Origin of the sequence: Thioflexithrix psekupsensis, from assembly GCF_002149925.1 — a bacterium.
Lineage (GTDB): Bacteria > Pseudomonadota > Gammaproteobacteria > Beggiatoales > Beggiatoaceae > Thioflexithrix > Thioflexithrix psekupsensis.
This window is the reverse complement of the sequence record NZ_MSLT01000019.1, coordinates 46,306-63,083: the sequence shown is the minus strand read 5'-3', so window position 1 is coordinate 63,083 and position 16,778 is coordinate 46,306. Positions and strand designations below refer to the sequence as shown.

Annotated in this window: 16 protein-coding genes; 8 read left to right on the top strand and 8 right to left on the bottom strand. The window is 41.3% G+C overall.

Annotation, left to right across the window (positions count from 1 at the left end):
* The first annotated feature begins 26 nt into the window (after positions 1-26).
* The 4 genes from nuoG (at position 27) to TPSD3_RS12390 (ending at position 4,803) form a co-directional block, all read left to right on the top strand.
* Entirely contained in the window at positions 27-2,408 is a 2,382-nt protein-coding gene (gene nuoG, locus TPSD3_RS12405; protein WP_086488858.1) for an NADH-quinone oxidoreductase subunit NuoG, read from the top strand.
* A gap of 73 nt (positions 2,409-2,481) precedes the next feature.
* Complete coding sequence (gene nuoH / locus TPSD3_RS12400; RefSeq protein WP_086488857.1) at positions 2,482-3,504, top strand: NADH-quinone oxidoreductase subunit NuoH; 1,023 nt, start codon at positions 2,482-2,484, stop codon at positions 3,502-3,504.
* 10 nt (positions 3,505-3,514) lie between these two features.
* Positions 3,515-4,003, top strand: coding sequence for an NADH-quinone oxidoreductase subunit NuoI (gene nuoI / locus TPSD3_RS12395; protein WP_086488856.1), 489 nt, complete (start codon positions 3,515-3,517; stop codon positions 4,001-4,003).
* A gap of 113 nt (positions 4,004-4,116) precedes the next feature.
* Entirely contained in the window at positions 4,117-4,803 is a 687-nt protein-coding gene (locus TPSD3_RS12390; RefSeq protein WP_176329866.1) for a toxin-antitoxin system YwqK family antitoxin, read from the top strand.
* A 70-nt stretch (positions 4,804-4,873) separates the two neighbouring features.
* On the opposite strand, the gene TPSD3_RS12385 is transcribed toward TPSD3_RS12390, so the two are convergent.
* The 7 genes from TPSD3_RS12385 to TPSD3_RS12355 form a co-directional block, all read right to left on the bottom strand.
* Positions 4,874-5,521 carry a protein-L-isoaspartate(D-aspartate) O-methyltransferase gene (locus TPSD3_RS12385; protein ID WP_086488854.1) on the bottom strand — a complete coding sequence of 216 codons (648 nt, stop codon included), beginning with the start codon at positions 5,519-5,521 and terminating at the stop codon, positions 4,874-4,876.
* 24 nt (positions 5,522-5,545) lie between these two features.
* Positions 5,546-6,139: a glycerol-3-phosphate 1-O-acyltransferase PlsY gene (plsY, locus tag TPSD3_RS12380; RefSeq protein WP_342587077.1), complete on the bottom strand. Its 594-nt coding sequence runs from the start codon at positions 6,137-6,139 to the stop codon at positions 5,546-5,548.
* A gap of 41 nt (positions 6,140-6,180) precedes the next feature.
* The gene (cmoB, locus tag TPSD3_RS12375; RefSeq protein WP_086488853.1) at positions 6,181-7,194 is read right to left on the bottom strand and encodes a tRNA 5-methoxyuridine(34)/uridine 5-oxyacetic acid(34) synthase CmoB; all 1,014 of its coding nucleotides are present in this window, start codon (positions 7,192-7,194) and stop codon (positions 6,181-6,183) included.
* The gene (gene cmoA, locus TPSD3_RS12370; protein ID WP_086488852.1) at positions 7,182-7,940 is read right to left on the bottom strand and encodes a carboxy-S-adenosyl-L-methionine synthase CmoA; all 759 of its coding nucleotides are present in this window, start codon (positions 7,938-7,940) and stop codon (positions 7,182-7,184) included. The genes cmoB and cmoA overlap by 13 nt, the downstream gene beginning before the upstream one ends.
* A 12-nt stretch (positions 7,941-7,952) precedes the next feature.
* Positions 7,953-8,771, bottom strand: a complete 819-nt coding sequence (murI, locus tag TPSD3_RS12365; protein WP_086488851.1) for a glutamate racemase — start codon at positions 8,769-8,771, stop codon at positions 7,953-7,955.
* Entirely contained in the window at positions 8,764-11,037 is a 2,274-nt protein-coding gene (locus tag TPSD3_RS12360) for a patatin-like phospholipase family protein (protein WP_086488850.1), read from the bottom strand. The genes murI and TPSD3_RS12360 overlap by 8 nt, the downstream gene beginning before the upstream one ends.
* Positions 11,038-11,118: 81 nt before the next feature.
* The gene (locus tag TPSD3_RS12355) at positions 11,119-11,577 is read right to left on the bottom strand and encodes an OsmC family protein (protein WP_245391599.1); all 459 of its coding nucleotides are present in this window, start codon (positions 11,575-11,577) and stop codon (positions 11,119-11,121) included.
* Between the two features lie 169 nt (positions 11,578-11,746).
* Between TPSD3_RS12355 and TPSD3_RS12350 the strand changes: the two genes are divergently transcribed.
* Both TPSD3_RS12350 and TPSD3_RS12345 read left to right on the top strand, forming a co-directional pair.
* Positions 11,747-13,756 (top strand): UvrD-helicase domain-containing protein, encoded by a 2,010-nt coding sequence (locus TPSD3_RS12350; RefSeq protein WP_086488848.1) that lies wholly within the window; start codon positions 11,747-11,749, stop codon positions 13,754-13,756.
* Between the two features lie 27 nt (positions 13,757-13,783).
* Entirely contained in the window at positions 13,784-14,290 is a 507-nt protein-coding gene (locus TPSD3_RS12345; RefSeq protein WP_245391598.1) for a CopD family protein, read from the top strand.
* Here the strand turns inward: TPSD3_RS12345 and TPSD3_RS12340 are convergent.
* Positions 14,273-14,581, bottom strand: a complete 309-nt coding sequence (locus tag TPSD3_RS12340) for a hypothetical protein (protein ID WP_086488847.1) — start codon at positions 14,579-14,581, stop codon at positions 14,273-14,275. The genes TPSD3_RS12345 and TPSD3_RS12340 overlap by 18 nt on opposite strands.
* A gap of 70 nt (positions 14,582-14,651) precedes the next feature.
* On the opposite strand from TPSD3_RS12340, the gene ccmA reads away from it, so the two are divergent.
* Both ccmA and TPSD3_RS12330 read left to right on the top strand, forming a co-directional pair.
* Positions 14,652-15,287, top strand: a complete 636-nt coding sequence (gene ccmA / locus TPSD3_RS12335) for a cytochrome c biogenesis heme-transporting ATPase CcmA (RefSeq protein WP_086488846.1) — start codon at positions 14,652-14,654, stop codon at positions 15,285-15,287.
* 6 nt (positions 15,288-15,293) lie between these two features.
* Positions 15,294-16,763 (top strand): TrkH family potassium uptake protein, encoded by a 1,470-nt coding sequence (locus tag TPSD3_RS12330; RefSeq protein WP_086488845.1) that lies wholly within the window; start codon positions 15,294-15,296, stop codon positions 16,761-16,763.
* Positions 16,764-16,778: the final 15 nt, after the last annotated feature.

The following is a 16,778-nucleotide window of genomic DNA, read 5'->3' as shown; positions in this document are numbered from 1 at the left end:
TTTTAAAAAAATTTGGTGAGCAAACAATGGCAACCATTGAAATTGACGGCAAAAGTTATGAAGCCCAACCCGGACAAATGTTAATCGAAATAACGGATGCCCATGGTATCGATATTCCTCGATTTTGTTACCATAAAAAATTATCGGTGGCCGCGAGTTGTCGGATGTGTTTAGTGGAAGTGGAACGCGCTCCTAAACCCATGCCGGCCTGTGCCACGCCGATTATGGATGGCATGAAAGTCCACACGAAATCAACCAAAGCCCTCGCCGCACAAAAAGCGGTCATGGAATTTTTGTTGATCAATCATCCGTTGGATTGTCCAATCTGTGATCAAGGTGGCGAGTGCGAATTACAAGACATCGCGGTCGGTTATGGTCAAGATTGCTCCCGTTATCAAGAACGTAAGCGCGTAGTCAGCGATAAAAATTTGGGGCCTTTAATCGCTACGGACATGACTCGTTGTATTCATTGTACCCGTTGCGTGCGTTTTGGCGAAGAGATCGCGGGAATTAAAGAGTTAGGCGCGACTGGCCGCGGTGAACACATGCGCATTGGCACGTATGTGGAAAAAACGATCACGTCTGAATTGTCAGGGAATGTGATCGATTTATGTCCCGTCGGTGCGTTGACCAATAAGCCGTTCCGTTATTCGGCGCGGGCGTGGGAAATGCAGCAACGCCCCAGTATTTCTGTACACGATGGTGTGGGCGCGAATTTGAATTACCATATTCGTCGTCAGCAAGTCATGCGTGCCGTTCCCCGTGATAACGATCAAGTCAATGAAACCTGGTTGGCTGACCGCGACCGTTATAGTTATACGGCATTATCTGCTCCCGACCGGTTGACCCGGCCGATGATCAAACAAAACGGAGAATGGCGCACCGTCGATTGGGAAGCGGCTTTGACTTTTGCCGCAGACGGATTAAAAGCCGTGTTAAAACAAAAAACGCCTGATCAACTCGGTGTTTTAGCCAGTCCCACGGCGACGTTAGAAGAATTGTATTTGTTGCAAAAATGGACTCGTGGTGTGGGCAGTCCCCATCTGGATCATCGTTTGCAACAAGTTGATTTTAGTGATCAAAATGACGCGCCTTTATTCCCTTCTCTGGGACAATCTATTGCAGAATTAGAACAAAATGATTGTTTTTTCATTATCGGTTCTCATTTGCGCAAAGAACAACCGTTGTTAAATGTGCGGGTGCGTAAAGCGGCTATGCGCGGAGCGCGTTGTTTGGAAATGAATCCGGTGCGTTATGAATGGAATTTGCCCATTAAACAATCGCTTATCGTTGCACCACAAGACTGGCTGACGGCTTTAGCGGGCGTGATTAAAGCCTTGCAAGTGACTGAAATTGAACCGGCTTTAACGCATTTATTGTCTTCGGTCACGGTTTCAGAGACGCAACAAGCCATTGCCAATCAATTGCGTCAAGACAACAGTCGTAAAACGATTTTATTGGGTCAATTGGCACAAACGCATCCCCAATTTGCGCAAATTCGCGCTTTAGCGGGCATATTAGCGCAATTGACAGGCGCACGTTTGGGTTATGTCAGTGGTGCAGGAAATACAGCGGGCGCGTGGTTAGCAGGCGTATTGCCTCACCGCGGACTCGGCGGCCAAGCGGTTTCTGCCGTTGGGAAAACTGCGGCTGAAATGTTGAGCGCAGGACTCCGTGCTTATGTATTGTTTGGCGTAGAACCTGAATTAGACAGTTGGCAGGGTAGTGTGACTGCGGAAAAGGCCTTACAACAGGCTGATTTTGTAGTGAATTTTACCGCTTTCCATACGCCGCAAATGTTGGCTTATGCTGATGTTTTACTGCCCATTGCGCTCAGTCCTGAAACCGATGGCACGTATATCAATTTGGAAGGTCGTCAGCAGGCAGTTAAAGCGGCCAGTGCGTTGCCGGGCGAAGTGCGGCCGGGTTGGAAAATCTTACGAGTATTCGGAAATTTATTTGATCTGGCGGGTTTTGATTACGACAATGTGGAGTCGATTCAAAGCGAATTACAAGCCGCTTTGTCCGAAATCACCCCAGATAACAGTCAATCCGTTTGGCATTTACCCAAGCAACTCAGTGCGTTAGATTTAGGCAAGGGTTTGGCGCGCATCAGTGAAGTGCCGATTTATGCCGTAGATATGGTGGTACGGCGCAGTTCTGTTTTACAATTAACCCATGATGCAGACATGGCACGCGCTGGAATTCGCGTTTCTCCCGAAACGGCTGCGGCATTGCAATTACAACCCGGACAAACGGTCACTGTAAAACAAGGTCAACAACAAGCGGTGATGACCTTGATCAGCGATGATCGAGTACCAAACAATTGCGCGTTGCTTTATGTCGCACAGCCAGAAACGGCCGCGTTGGGCGCGTGGGTGGATGCGGTGCAGTTGACCGCAAGCTAATCATTCACAAACGGCGAAATGGTTTTTAAAATTCCTTTCGCCATTTGGGTTCATCTGTCATTAAGGAATGGTCATGTTGGATGTTTTATTTGAACTGATAAAAATTTTATTTTTTATCGTGTTAATTGTCGCGCCGTTAATGGTGTCGGTGGCGTATTTGACTTATGCCGAACGTAAAGTGATCGGTTATATGCAGGTGCGTATTGGGCCGAATCGTGTTGGGCCTTATGGGTTGTTGCAGCCGATTGCGGATGCGGTCAAATTGATGTTTAAGGAAATTATTATTCCTAGCAGTTCGGATCGCTTTTTATTTGTAATCGCGCCCATTCTCGCCATTGCGCCGGCCTTAGCGGCGTGGGCTGTGGTGCCGTTTAGCGATGGCATGGTGTTGGCGAATATTAATGTCGGTTTATTGTATATTTTAGCCATGACCTCGGTGGGAGTGTACGGCATTATTTTAGCGGGCTGGGCTTCCAACTCCAAATATGCGTTTTTAGGCGCAATGCGCTCCGCGGCGCAAGTGGTGGCGTATGAAATTGCGATGGGTTTTGCCTTAGTCGGTGTATTAATGGCCGCAGGCAGTTTAAATCTCACCGCGATTGTTCAAGCACAACAAGGCAGTATTTTGCATTGGTATTGGTTGCCTTTGTTTCCTTTGTTTATTGTCTACTTTATTTCTGGCGTGGCCGAAACCAACCGCGCTCCCTTTGACGTGGCGGAAGGGGAATCGGAAATTGTCGCGGGTTTCCATGTGGAATACTCAGGCATGTTGTTTGCGGTATTCTTTTTAGCGGAATACGCTAACATGATCCTGGTGTCTGCTTTGGCCGCATTGATGTTTTTAGGTGGGTGGTTGTCTCCGTTTCAAGGGACATTTTTAGAGCCTGTGTTTGCTTTTGTGCCGGGCTTGGTTTGGTTTGTGTTAAAAATTAGTCTATTCTTGTTCTTATTCTTATGGTTACGCGCCACTTTCCCTCGTTACCGTTATGATCAAATTATGCGTTTAGGTTGGAAGGTGTTTATTCCCGTGACTTTGGTTTGGATTATGATTGTCGGTTTGGCCGTCATGTTGGATTTACCGCCGTGGTTTGCGTGAGGATATTGTGATGAAACCTGTTGTTGATTTTTTTAAGAGTTTGTTTTTATTAGAATTGCTCAAGGGATTAAGTTTAACTGGGCGTTATCTGTTTGCGCGCAAAGTCACGGTACAATATCCTGAGGAAAAAACGCCATTATCCCATCGTTTTCGTGGTTTACATGCCTTGCGTCGTTATGCCAATGGGGAAGAGCGTTGTATTGCTTGTAAATTATGTGAGGCGGTCTGTCCGGCCTTAGCGATTACCATTGAAGCCGCGCCCCGCGATGACGGCACTCGTCGCACGACTCGTTATGATATTGATTTGACTAAGTGTATTTTTTGTGGGTTTTGTGAAGAATCTTGTCCTGTGGATTCGATTGTGGAGAGCCGCATTTTTGAGTATCACGGCGAAAAACGCGGTGATTTGTTGATGAGTAAGGAAAAATTGTTGGCTGTCGGAGATAAAGTGGAGCCGCAATTGGCCGCCGACCGCGCAGTAGATTCCCGTTATCGTTAAGACCACAAGCCCTTTTTTGAAGTATACAAAAAAGGGCTTGTCTTGTGCTGAGTTAGATTATAATAATAATGAACCATTTGGCATTTATTCGATTGATTGAGAGGAGTGGGATCATGTTAAACCTATGGTTAAAAGTGTGCTTATTATGTACTGCGATGTTGATGTCTTCCATGTCTGTCGCACAACAATCGCAAATTGAGAAAAAATTTTACGAAAGTGGTGCTGTTCAATACGAATACACCTACTTGAATGGTCAATTGCATGGTATCACCAAAGAGTTTTACGAAACAGGTGAAATCAAGGCTGAGATGAGCTACAAAGCGGGTAAATTAGACGCGAAAAAAGAATTTCTCCGCGATGGCCGTTTGATTAACGAATTACGCATGGTGGACGGAAAACGTCATGAAACTGAACTTGAGTATTATCCTACGGGCGAATTATTCCGCGACCGACAATTGGTCAACGGCGTGCGCGACGGAATAGAAAGAGAGTATTATCAAAACGGCAAATTGAAAGCAGAACGTACCAACCGCAACGGTAAACGTCATGGCCAAGCCAGAGGTTATCACCGCAATGGCAATTTACAAGGGGATTGGGAATTTGAAGATGGTTTGCCGGTCAGTGCCACCCTTTTTTACAGCACCGGGGAAAAATGGTTGGTGCATTCGCATTTTGATAAAAACGGTAATTTGAACGGCAAAAGTCTGGAGTATAACAAAAAAGGCGATCTAATGGCCGAACGCATTTATCAAGACGGTACAATGGTAGAACGTCGGCGTAGAACTGGTTTTTGGTTCTAAGCCTGCCAACCGTCTTACTCAGCTCATAAAAAAAGCCACATCAACCCATTGTGATGTAAACAATCATGTCTCAATTCGTGCCTTGTCGCAAAGGCACGAAGTTCACTTTTTCCAAAGTATGTTGTTCAAAATGAGTGCGGGTGCGAATAATTTTTAACAACTCTTGATGTCCGCGCTGAGGGCCAACAGGAATAATCAGACAACCGCCGATGGCTAACTGATCGAGTAATGCGTTAGGTATTTCACTTGGCGCGGCCGTGACCAAAATTCCGTCGTACGGTGCATTTTCTGGCCATCCCCAACCGCCATCACTGTGTTTAAAACGTACATTATTGATATTTAAACGATTTAAGCGCGTCACTGCCCGATCCAACAAAGGACGAATGCGTTCTACGCTATACACCCAACTGACCAATTGCGCCAACACTGCCGTTTGATAACCGCACCCCGTGCCAATTTCTAACACGGTATGCGGATGGGTGGACAATAGAGCCTCCGTCATCAACGCCACAATATAAGGCTGTGAAATCGTTTGTCCATAACCGATGGGCAACGCATGATCCGCGTAAGCGTGATCGCGCAATGCGTCGTCAATAAACAAGTGACGGGGTACATCTCCAATCGCAGACAATACATTAGAGTGCTGAATGCCACGTTGCCGTAGTCTTTCAACCAATTGTTGACGCGCATTTGTATTTATTCGTTGCTGATATGTCATTCACAAAAACCATTGAGGCAAAAATTATTTACGTCCAATTTTCGTTTCTTTTCCTGCAATTAAATTGCGAATATTAGAACGATGTCGCCAAATTAATAATAAACTCATTACCCCGCTCATTAACACATATTGCCATATATCACTAATGAAGAAAACATAAATAGGCGTTAAAAGGGCTGCTGTTAAAGCCGCTAATGAAGAATAACCCAAACCGAATGCGATTAATAACCACGTGGCTAATGCCATCAATCCCACTGGCCAAATTAAAGCCAATAATGCACCCAATGCCGTCGCCACACCTTTACCGCCTCGAAATCCAAAAAATATAGGATATAAATGGCCTAAAAAAACCGCTAATGTCGCTAAGGAAATTACATTCACATTATCCGTTAATAATTTGGCGAATAAAACCGCAATTACTCCTTTTAATGTATCAAATAATAACGTTAAAATAGCTGCTTTTTTGCCGCCATGACGCAACACATTGGTGGCACCGGGATTGCCAGAGCCTAAAGTGCGGGGATCGGGTAATTGCATCAAGCGACAAATGACAACCGCAGAAGAAAATGATCCCAATAAATAAGCCATAATGACAATGGCACCGTCTAATAACATCATTTTTTATTTCATCTCGAATTAAAAATTTAATAAAATAGCCATTAATTCACACGAGCGCGAAAAATAGCGCGTTTAGGTGCGGGCAAATTTTCAATGGTTTTTTCTGGACAATTCGGGTCTAATGCTTCGGTTAAAGAATGAAAGCGCATCCATTCGGTTTGACGCTGTTCTTGCGGCGTAGTAGGAGAAATATTAATTAATTGAATGTCGCTAAAGCCACAGCGTTTTAACCACAACGCCAACGCCGCACAAGAAGGAATAAACCACACATTGCGCATTTGTGCATAGCGGTTTTCTGGCAATAAAACCATTCTTTCATCACCGTCAATTACCAAGGTTTCTAACACCAATTCTCCGCCGCGTCGCAGGCAATCGCGCAATTCTAATAAATGTCCTAATGGCGATTGACGATGATATAAAATGCCCATTGAGAAAACCGTATCAAAAATTTGCATTTTAGGCGTTAATGTTTCCACCCCGACAGGAAAAATCATGACTGGCCATTGTTTGCCTAAAAAATGGCGAATGGCATGAAATTGCATCACGCTAATTAAAGTCGGATCAATCCCCACCACCCAACGCGCTCCTTCGCCCACCATGCGCCAACAATGATAACCATTGCCACAGCCCACATCCAAGACCAAACGCCCTTTTAAGGGGCTAATTTTGCCGCTTAATCGCTCCCATTTCCAATCCGAACGCCACTCCGTATCAATATAAATACCGTGCATTAAAAAAGGCCCTTTGCGCCAAGGATGTAATTGTTTTAATAATCCTCGAATAAATTCATATTGTTCTGGAGAACAATCAGGGGGTTCGCCTGCGCGAATGCTGCCCGCTTGCAAATCAATAGAACTATTTTTTAATTCGGGTAATTGTTTTAAAACCGCTAACCATTCTGATAAATGACCGTGATAATTCGGATCGAAACAACGCTTTAATTCTAATTCTAATTGCGCCAACCAAGGCGATAAAGCAGGCCAATGTGCTAATTGCTGCAAACTGTCTAAATAACCTAAGTTATTTAATTCATCCTGAATAATTAATTTTTCCATGCCAATAACGAAATAAAATTAAAACATTGAAACCATAACATGACACCTTTAAAACCAATTTCGGTTAAACGATGTTGATGTTCTAATAAAGTATCTGGAATTAATACTTGTTCTAACGCGGTGCGTTTTTGATTAATTTCTAATAAAGAATAGCCATTGGCTTGTTTAAACGCATGGTGTAAATCGACCATTTTATCGGCTATATCTGGATCGGCAAAAGTAATTTTTTCTGATAAAATCAAAACGGCTCCGCTTTGCATTCCGTCATAAATGCGTTTTAATAATATCCAACGATCCGCAGGCGTAATAAATTGCAAAGTAAAATTTAACACCACCGCAGAGGCTTTTTCAATCTTAATCTCTCGAATATCCGCACAAATAAATTCAACCGAATGTGTGAGCGAGAAAGTGGCTGCATTTTTTTGACATTGTTCAATCATGGCGGCGGCATTATCAATGGCAATTAATTTAATATTAGACAAGTTAAATGCCGCTAATTGTTGATCAATAGCCAGCGTAATTGTTCCTAAAGAACAACCCAAATCATAAATATAACTGTCATTTTGCGCATAACGTGCGGCCAACATCGCCATCATCGGCACTAAGCAGGCATAACCCGGCACGGAGCGGCTGATCATATCCTCAAAAACCGCGGCCACTTGCGCATCAAACTGAAATTTATCGATTTGTGCCAAAGGCTGCGCATATAATTTATCCGTGTTTGTTTTGGGTTCAAATATCGGCATAAAAAAATCCTTTTAAACAGGAATTGCACAAATCCGAATCTCATTAAATCCAAATTGAGATAAAGCAGGAATTAAAGCCATTATATTATCGGTTTGTTGCGTAAAAAAAACGGTTTGATGGGGCGCAATTTGTTCGGGTAATGTCCAACCATGATGTAATAATAAATGTTTTACTCGTGCTGCAATGGCTTGGCCTGAATCAATTAATTGAATGGATTTGGGTAATGTTTCCAATAAAAAATCCCGTAATAAAGGAAAATGAGTACAGGCTAAAACAATCACATCTAAAGCGGAATGTTCTTTAAAAGGACGCAAAATAGTCGCCATTGAATCTAGGGGAATGATTTCGCCGCGTAAATGCTGTTCTGCTAAATGCACCAATTCCACACTGCCGACGCGAATAATTTGGCAATGTGCCGCGAATTGAGCAATTAATTGTCCCGTGTAATGACGCGAAACAGTGCCGGGCGTTCCCAATAAGCCAATCACTTTATTTTGACTTAATTGCGCCGCAGGTTTAATCGCAGGTACGACACCAACGACAGGAATAGACAATGTAGCGCGTAATTTCGGCAGGGCCACCGTGCTTGCTGTATTGCAAGCGACCACAATTAAACAGGGTTGCACCTGTTCTACTACGGAAGACAACACCCGATAAACCCGCTCAATTAAATCCTGTTCCGCCCATACACCATAAGGAAAGCCTGCATTATCAGCAAGATAGCTTAACGTTAAAGTCGGCATCGATTCACGCAAGGCCTGCACAATACTCAAACCACCCACACCAGAATCGAATACCAATACAGACAGGGGAGGCTTTACTTTAACCATCAAATTCAAAACCTCGTAAATACAAATTACCCAGATTAAGAAAAAAGCGGATGTCGCCCCCTTTTGTATAACCCATGCCCGCAAAAACCGCTCCTAATCGCGTATCCCATAACAGCGCAATACTGCCGCCATAACGCAAATCATTTAAGCTAATTTCTTTATAATTATCCCAAACATTACCCGCATGAATTAAAGATAATAAGCGCACTTCTCCGGGTAAATATTCCGATAAAAAAGGTGGATTTAATATGCCGCCAAAACGCAATAACATGGCGTGCTGTCCTGAAATTTCATGAGTAGAAAATCCTGCTAAACCATCACTGCCACCAATACTAAAACGATCATAAAAAGGAGGGTCTGATTTTAAGAAAGTTCCTAATGTGATTTCAGAAAATAAAACCCGCCGCTCATTAATTGGCCAATGATGTCGTCCATAAAAAACCAATTTATGATAATCTAAATCCCCTGCAATGGCATCATCATAAGCCACTGCATGAAAATGTAATTGACTGCCTTCTTTAGCAAATACTCGATGATCTAAATCATCATAATCAAAACGCAAATGCCAACCTGCTTGTTGTGTGTTGCCAACATGTAAATCTGGAGAATTGCCCACGCGCAAACGAGCGGTTAAATCTTGATAACGCAATCCCGTTAAAACTTGCGCCACATTATCAATATTCATTCCTATATCTACACCTAATTGCCAACGCCGTAAATCATATTCACCAATTAATTGATGGGCTTCATAACCATCTTTAAAATAACGACCAATTTTACCATAAGGTTTAAGAAAAAAACGTTGATTAATCATTAATGGCTGATAATATTCAGTATAATATTGATAATCGCCACCAATGGTAAATTCATTAATCCATTCCCCTGAGAAATCGCCAATATTTAATCGCTCATGACGCAATAATGCCGTGAATTCAATTTTATCATCAAAAGTGGTTGCCGCGTTTAAACCAAAGCGAAAATAATTCGGCCCCCATGATTTCTCTTGCACATCAAAAATTAAACCTGATTCTCCATTCCTTTGCACCACACGATAAGAAACTTGGGTTAAATCTTTAAATGTCATTAAACGGTTTAATACTGTTTTTAATTCAGAAGAATCTAAGGGCTTATCTAATAAATGATTCACTTGTTTTTCTAAAACATCATTCGGTGTGCGCTGCTGGCCTGTAAATTCAATAAAGCTTGGCTTAATTACTTGATGTAAATCAGGTTTTTTTTGTTGTCGTTGTGCTAAATGCGCGGCATAATCGGCAGGAGATAAAGATAATAATTGCAATAAAGCGGCTTTGTCCATAATGGCTTGATAACCTGCTGCCATTAACGCTTTTGCTTTAACAAAATCAGTAGAAGTAAAACCTTCTAAATTAGGCATGACAACCACATCTGCTTTTTGTAAAGCTTCTTGGCTGTTACGTAATAATGCCGCATAAATCGTTTGTTCAGTAACAGAAATAAAAGAGCTATTCGCAGCTAATTGTGATAAAGGCGTTTCAATATTAATCGCAATCACAATATTCGCTCCCATATCGCGCACCACATCAACAGGAATATTATTTAAAATGCCCCCATCAACTAATAATTTTCCATCAATCTCAACAGGAGAAAAAGCAAAAGGCACCGCCATTGAAGCCCGTAATGCCATCGCTAAATCACCTTGTTCTAATAAATAAGGTTTTGCGGCATTTAAATCCGTCGCCACGGCTGCAAATGGAATGGGTAATTGCTTAAAATCAATGTGAATGCCATCTGTGAGCATAATTAATTCGGCTAGTAATTCTTGGGCATTAATAAATCCCGAAGGAACACTAAAGCCATTTTGACTATAACCCAATTCTAATTCTAAGAAACGTTGTTGATTTTGTTTCTCACGATAGGCTAAAGAACTGCGCTCAATTTGATTATCTAATAAGGTTGTCCATTGAATTTGTTCTGCGGCTAAATCGGTTAATTCTTCGGCGGTTAAACCAATCGCGTATAAACCGCCCACAATGCTGCCCATGCTCGTGCCTGCAATGTAATCGACGGGAATGCGCAGTTCTTCTAAGGCTTGCAACACGCCCACATGCGCCAAACCACGCGCTCCGCCGCCAGATAAAGCCACGCCTATTTTAGCGCGTTTGCTGCTTGTTGTTTCAGGGCTAATATCTAAGCGATTAATAATAATTTCATTAGCCAAACTGAACGCAGGAATAAATAGCCAGAAATAACATAAAAAAATCCTTGTCCATTGCCGATAATTTTTCATTTTTTCTTAATCCATTCTCATAAAGTACATTGCTGCTTTTATTCTAGCATGAAAACAATGTACTTTATGCCACATTAACAATTACTCTGCAATTTCTACTTCAGCCGAAATAGAATTGGCAATAAAACAGGCTTTATGGGCGCGTTCGTGCATCGTGGCTAATGTTTTTGCATCGGGAGGATTAAGCGTATCGAATTCAACTTTAGGATGCAGAATAATTTTAGTCACTGCCATTTTTCCTTGTGCATTTTTACCCAATTCGGCAATGGCGTTATCTCGATAATTTAACACGCGCAATTTCTGTTTATTCGCAATGGCTAAAAAAGTCAGCATGTGACAACTGGATAAAGCAGCCGCTAATAAACTTTCAGGATCAACACATTGCTCGCTGCCAAAATAATCCACCGCCGAAGAACCATGAATCATTTCTCCATTGGGAAATGTCACTTGGTGATCACGAGAATAACCCTCTGGCGTAAAAGCAATAAAATCAGTTTCATTAGCACGCCATTCAATATAAGCACGATGTTCTGACATCATAAAATCCTTTTGTTAGGTTGAGAAAAAAGCTAAATGATAGCAAATTAACGCAATAAAAAATGATTAAAAAAGAGGAAAAAATGAATTTACTACTTAGGTTGACTGAGCAAATGTGCGATAATAGCCCACTTTATGCGCCTGTGTGTGAATAATCAAGTAGTAAAATGCGATGCAACTCAATGAATTAAATCCTCAACAACAAGCCGCTGTGCGCCATACGCAAGGTCCCCTGCTGGTTTTAGCGGGCGCGGGCAGTGGTAAAACGCGGGTCATTACCACTAAAATAATGTGGCTCATTCGCCAGCAAGGAATCGCGCCTGAACAAATTATTGCGGTCACTTTTACCAATAAAGCCGCTAGAGAAATGAAAGCACGAGTTAATGCGTTAATGCAGAAACAAAATGAGGTATTAATTTCTACGTTTCATCATTTGGGTTTAACTATTTTACAGCGCGATATTAAAGCCTTAGCCTATAAAAATAATTTTTCGATTCTCGATCCGCAAGACTGTCAGTCTTTATTGAAAGAATTAGGACAAAAAGGAGAGAAAATTAACGCCGATTTGTTAAATTTTTATCAAGGACAAATTAGTTTTTGGAAAAATAATTTAATCACACCCGATCAAGCCATGCAACAAGTCGATGATGAAAAGTCAGAAGAAGCGGCTTATTTTTATGATCGTTATCAATCCTTGTTAAAATCTTATAATGCGCTGGATTTTGATGATTTAATTTTATTGCCTGTGCAATTATTTAAAGCACATCCAGAAGTCTTAATGCGTTGGCAAAATAAATTGCGTTATTTATTGGTAGATGAATATCAAGATACCAATTATTGCCAATATGAATTGGTGAAATTATTAGCGGGCAAACAAGCTACTTTTACCGTCGTGGGTGATGATGATCAATCGATTTATGCGTGGCGGGGAGCGCGCCCTGAAAATTTAGCCCAATTGGCTCAAGATTATCCTCAATTAACGGTGATTAAATTAGAACAAAATTACCGTTCTAGCAATGCGATTTTAAGTGCAGCCAATCATTTAATTGCGCATAATCCCCATGTGTTTAATAAAAAATTATGGAGCGATAAAGGACGCGGACAAACGTTGCGCATTATCGTCACTCAGGATGAGCAGAAAGAAGCCGAGCGGGTGGTTTCTGAGCTGTTAAAACATCAATTTCAACATCGCACCGCTTATCAAGATTATGCCGTGTTATATCGCAGCAATCATCAAGCAAAAATTTTTGAAACGCTGTTTCGTCAACATCAAATTCCTTATCAATTAAGCGGTGGCACATCGTTTTTTAGCCGCGCCGAAATTAAAGACATTATGTCTTATTTACGGCTGTTAGTAAATCCACGCGATGATGCCGCTTTTTTACGCATTGCCAATGTGCCGCGGCGCGAATTAGGCAGCAATACTTTACAAAAATTAAGCCATTATGCCCAACAACGTCATGCCAGTTTATTTCAAGCCAGTTTTGAAGTGGGATTGGCACAACAATTAACGGAAAATAGTTATCAACGATTGCAAAAATTTACCCGTTGGTTAGGATATTTTTCTGAACGCAGTCAAAAAGAAAATCCTGCCTTAATTGCCAGAGAATTAATTGCAGATATTGGCTATGAACAATGGTTGTTAGAAACGTGTTCTGATAAACGCACTGCGGCGCGTCGAATGCAAAATATAGAAGAATTAATAGATTGGTTGCAACGATTGCAGCAAGAACAAGGTAAAAATTTATCAGATATTTTGAATCATTTTATGCTGTCTGATATTTTAGAAAAGCAAAATGAAGAAAAAACCCAATTAGGCGTATCAATGATGACCTTACATGCAGCAAAAGGTTTAGAATTTCCTTATGTTTTTTTAGTGGGAATGGAAGAAAATATTTTGCCTCATTACAACAGCCAAGATAATGCCAGCCTTGAAGAAGAACGGCGTTTGGCTTATGTCGGCATTACCCGTGCGCAAAAATGGCTCATTATGACGCTGGCAAAGCGACGCAAACGTCACAGTGAATTCGTTATTTGTGAACCGAGCCGATTTTTACAAGAATTACCGCAAAATGAAGTGCAATGGGAAGGACATGGATTTGAAACGAAAATCTCAGAAAGTGAGAGAAAAGCCACTGGCACAGCTTATTTAAATCAATTAAGACAATTATTGGCTAAATAGCCTTATTTCAACAGAGAGGAATCCGCAATGACAGGGAAAATAGACGTTTTATTGTTGCCATTAATGCTGGGATCGCATCTTATTTTTAGTTTAATTTGGGTGGGTGGGATGTTTTTCGCGTATATGGCATTACGCCCTGCGGCGGCAAAGTTATTAGAACCTGAATGGCGACAAACGTTATGGCTTGGTGTTTTTTCTCGTTTCTTTTTTTGGGTTTGGTTATCGATTGGATTAATTCTGCTCAGTGGATTGTGGTTAATTCGCCATTATGGGGGAATGGGAGAGGTAAAGATTCATGTTCATATTATGTTCACTTTGGGCTTGGTGATGATGGTTTTATTTCTCCATTTGTTTTTTTCTCCTTATCGCAAATTTAAGCAATCTGTACTGGCCAAAAATTGGGCTTTGGGAGGGAAATATTTAAATCAAATTCGTTGGATCATTGCCACTAATTTAACATTGGGTTTATTGATCATTCTCATGACCGTTTTTGGCAAGTACAGTGCTATTTTTACTTCAAATTTCTGGGTGTGACAATAAAGAGCGTACGTAATCTAATTCGGATTGCGTCGCTCTTTTCATTTCCCAATGACGACGAATTGGAGGCGATGGTAATTTATGGCGACGACAATAAATAAACCATTTCAGGCGAGTATAATTGATACCAATTAAATCAGCAAAAGGTCGATTCATTTCCAATTCGCCTGCTAAAATTAAATTCGCTAATTCTTCCAATACTAAAGCCTCATTACTTTCTAATAAAGTGGCAAAATCATCGTTCAAAAAACGGTGTTGTAAAATTGGCATTGTTGCTTTATCATTCATTGAGCATTTACTCTAAAAATAGTGTTAATTTTACGCCATTCTCACTGGACAATAGGTTGTTAATTTTCTTATGAATAAAACCGTATTAGCTGGACAACAGCTACAATGTATTCGAGATGAACGGATTTTATTTGATCAGTTGTCATTTCAAGTTCATGCGGGCGAAATTCTACAAATTGAAGGCCGTAATGGCAGCGGTAAAACCAGTTTATTAAGAATTTTATGTGGTTTGGCTCTGCCTTCAGAGGGAGAAGTCTTGTGGTGTGGGCAGTCGATTGAACGGGCAGCTAACGAATTTCGCAGTGAGTTAATTTATGTGGGTCATTACCCCGGTGTTAAAGCGGATTTAACGCCTTTAGAAAATCTGGCTTTCGTTCGTTCTTTAACCGCTCAATCTCAGGCTATTTCCGACGAACAAGCCCTCGCTCAATTCGGCTTATATGGCTTTGAAGATGTGCCAACGCGCACCCTTTCGGCAGGACAACAGCGGCGAGTGGCATTAGCGCGTTTATTCGTTCGTCAGGCACAAGTATGGATTTTAGACGAGCCATTTACTTCTTTAGATAAAACAGCCATTAAAATGTTAGAACAATTAATCGATAATCATGCGCAATCTGGCGGTTTGGTGGTGTTGACTTCGCATCATCCTGTGCATTGTCCAAAAACACCCGTATTAACCTTAGATTTAAATGCGTCTCTTGGATAATTATTTATGCACCTTAGTTCAATACAACGTATTATGGGGCTGTTGCTCATTGCGTTTAGTTTAACCTTATTGCCGCCCATTCTTTTGTCTATTTTACATGAAGATGGCGCATTAAACACTTTTTTAGCGGCATTGGCAACCATGTTTGGGATTGGGTTTGGTTTATGGTTTCCTGTGAGAAATCAAAAGAAAGATTTGCATTTGCATGATGGTTTTATTATTGTTTCTGGCTTTTGGATTTTATTAAGTTTAGTGAGTGCGTTACCTTTCTATTTAGATAGCAAATTAGAATTAGATATTGCACAGGCAGTTTTTGAATCAGTTTCTGGATTTACCACCACGGGCGCAACGGTTATTGTGGGTTTAGATAATTTAGAACCTTCTATTTTATATTATCGCCAACAATTGCAATGGTTAGGGGGGTTGGGGGTTATTGTTTTAGCGGTGGCTGTTTTGCCGATGTTAGGGATTGGGGGAATGCAGCTTTATCGTGCAGAAACGCCAGGGCCGATGCGTGATGATAAATTAACGCCACGCTTAGAAAATACTGCCAAGGCTTTATTGTTCATTTACTTGCTATTAACGCTGGCGTGTGCCTTGAGTTTTTGGTTGGCGGGCATGAATGCGTTTGATGCGGTTTGTCACAGCTATAGCACTATATCTACAGGTGGATTTTCAACCCGTGATGCCAGTTTAGGTTTTTATAACAGTCCAATTATTGAAGCGATTTGCATTTTTTTTATGCTGTTAGGCAGTCTTAATTTTGCCATTCATTTTAATGTGGGACGGCGTTTAGATTTACATTTATATTGGCAAGATACGCAAACTCGGGTTTTTCTTTTAATTGTATTGGGATTGGTGATTTTTTCAGCTTTAATTTTATGGACACATGGGCGTTATGATTTATTGCAATCTTTTCGTCATGCGGCGTTTAATGTGGTTTCTGTTATTTCCAGTACGGGCTATGGATTAGAGGGGTTTGCAGATTGGCCGTTATTACTTCCCGTGTTAATTTTATGCACAGGTTTTATTGGCGGTTGTGTGGGGTCAACGACGGGTGGAATTCGTGTTATTCGCGTGATTTTACTTTATAAGCAGGCTATTCGGGAAATTATGCGTTTAATTCATCCCAATGCGGTTATTGCGGTTAAAATTGATAATAAAAAAGTGTCGGATCAAGTGGCGGAAGCGGTTTGGGGCTTTGCTTTTTTGTATATGATTAGTTTTATTTTATTGTCGTTTGTGTTTATGTTTGTGGCTTTTGATGGCCCATTAACGGGGGAAGATGTGCTGACTGCTTTTTCTGCAATTGCAGCGACATTAAATATGACGGGGCCGGGTTTGGGTGCGGTTTCTTCTACTTTTAAAGAAATTAATGATGCGGGATTATGGGTGGCTAGTTTTGCCATGTTATTAGGACGTTTGGAAATCTTTACTTTACTGGTTATTTTAACGCCTGCTTTTTGGAAACGTTAGGTAAAATTAGGTAAA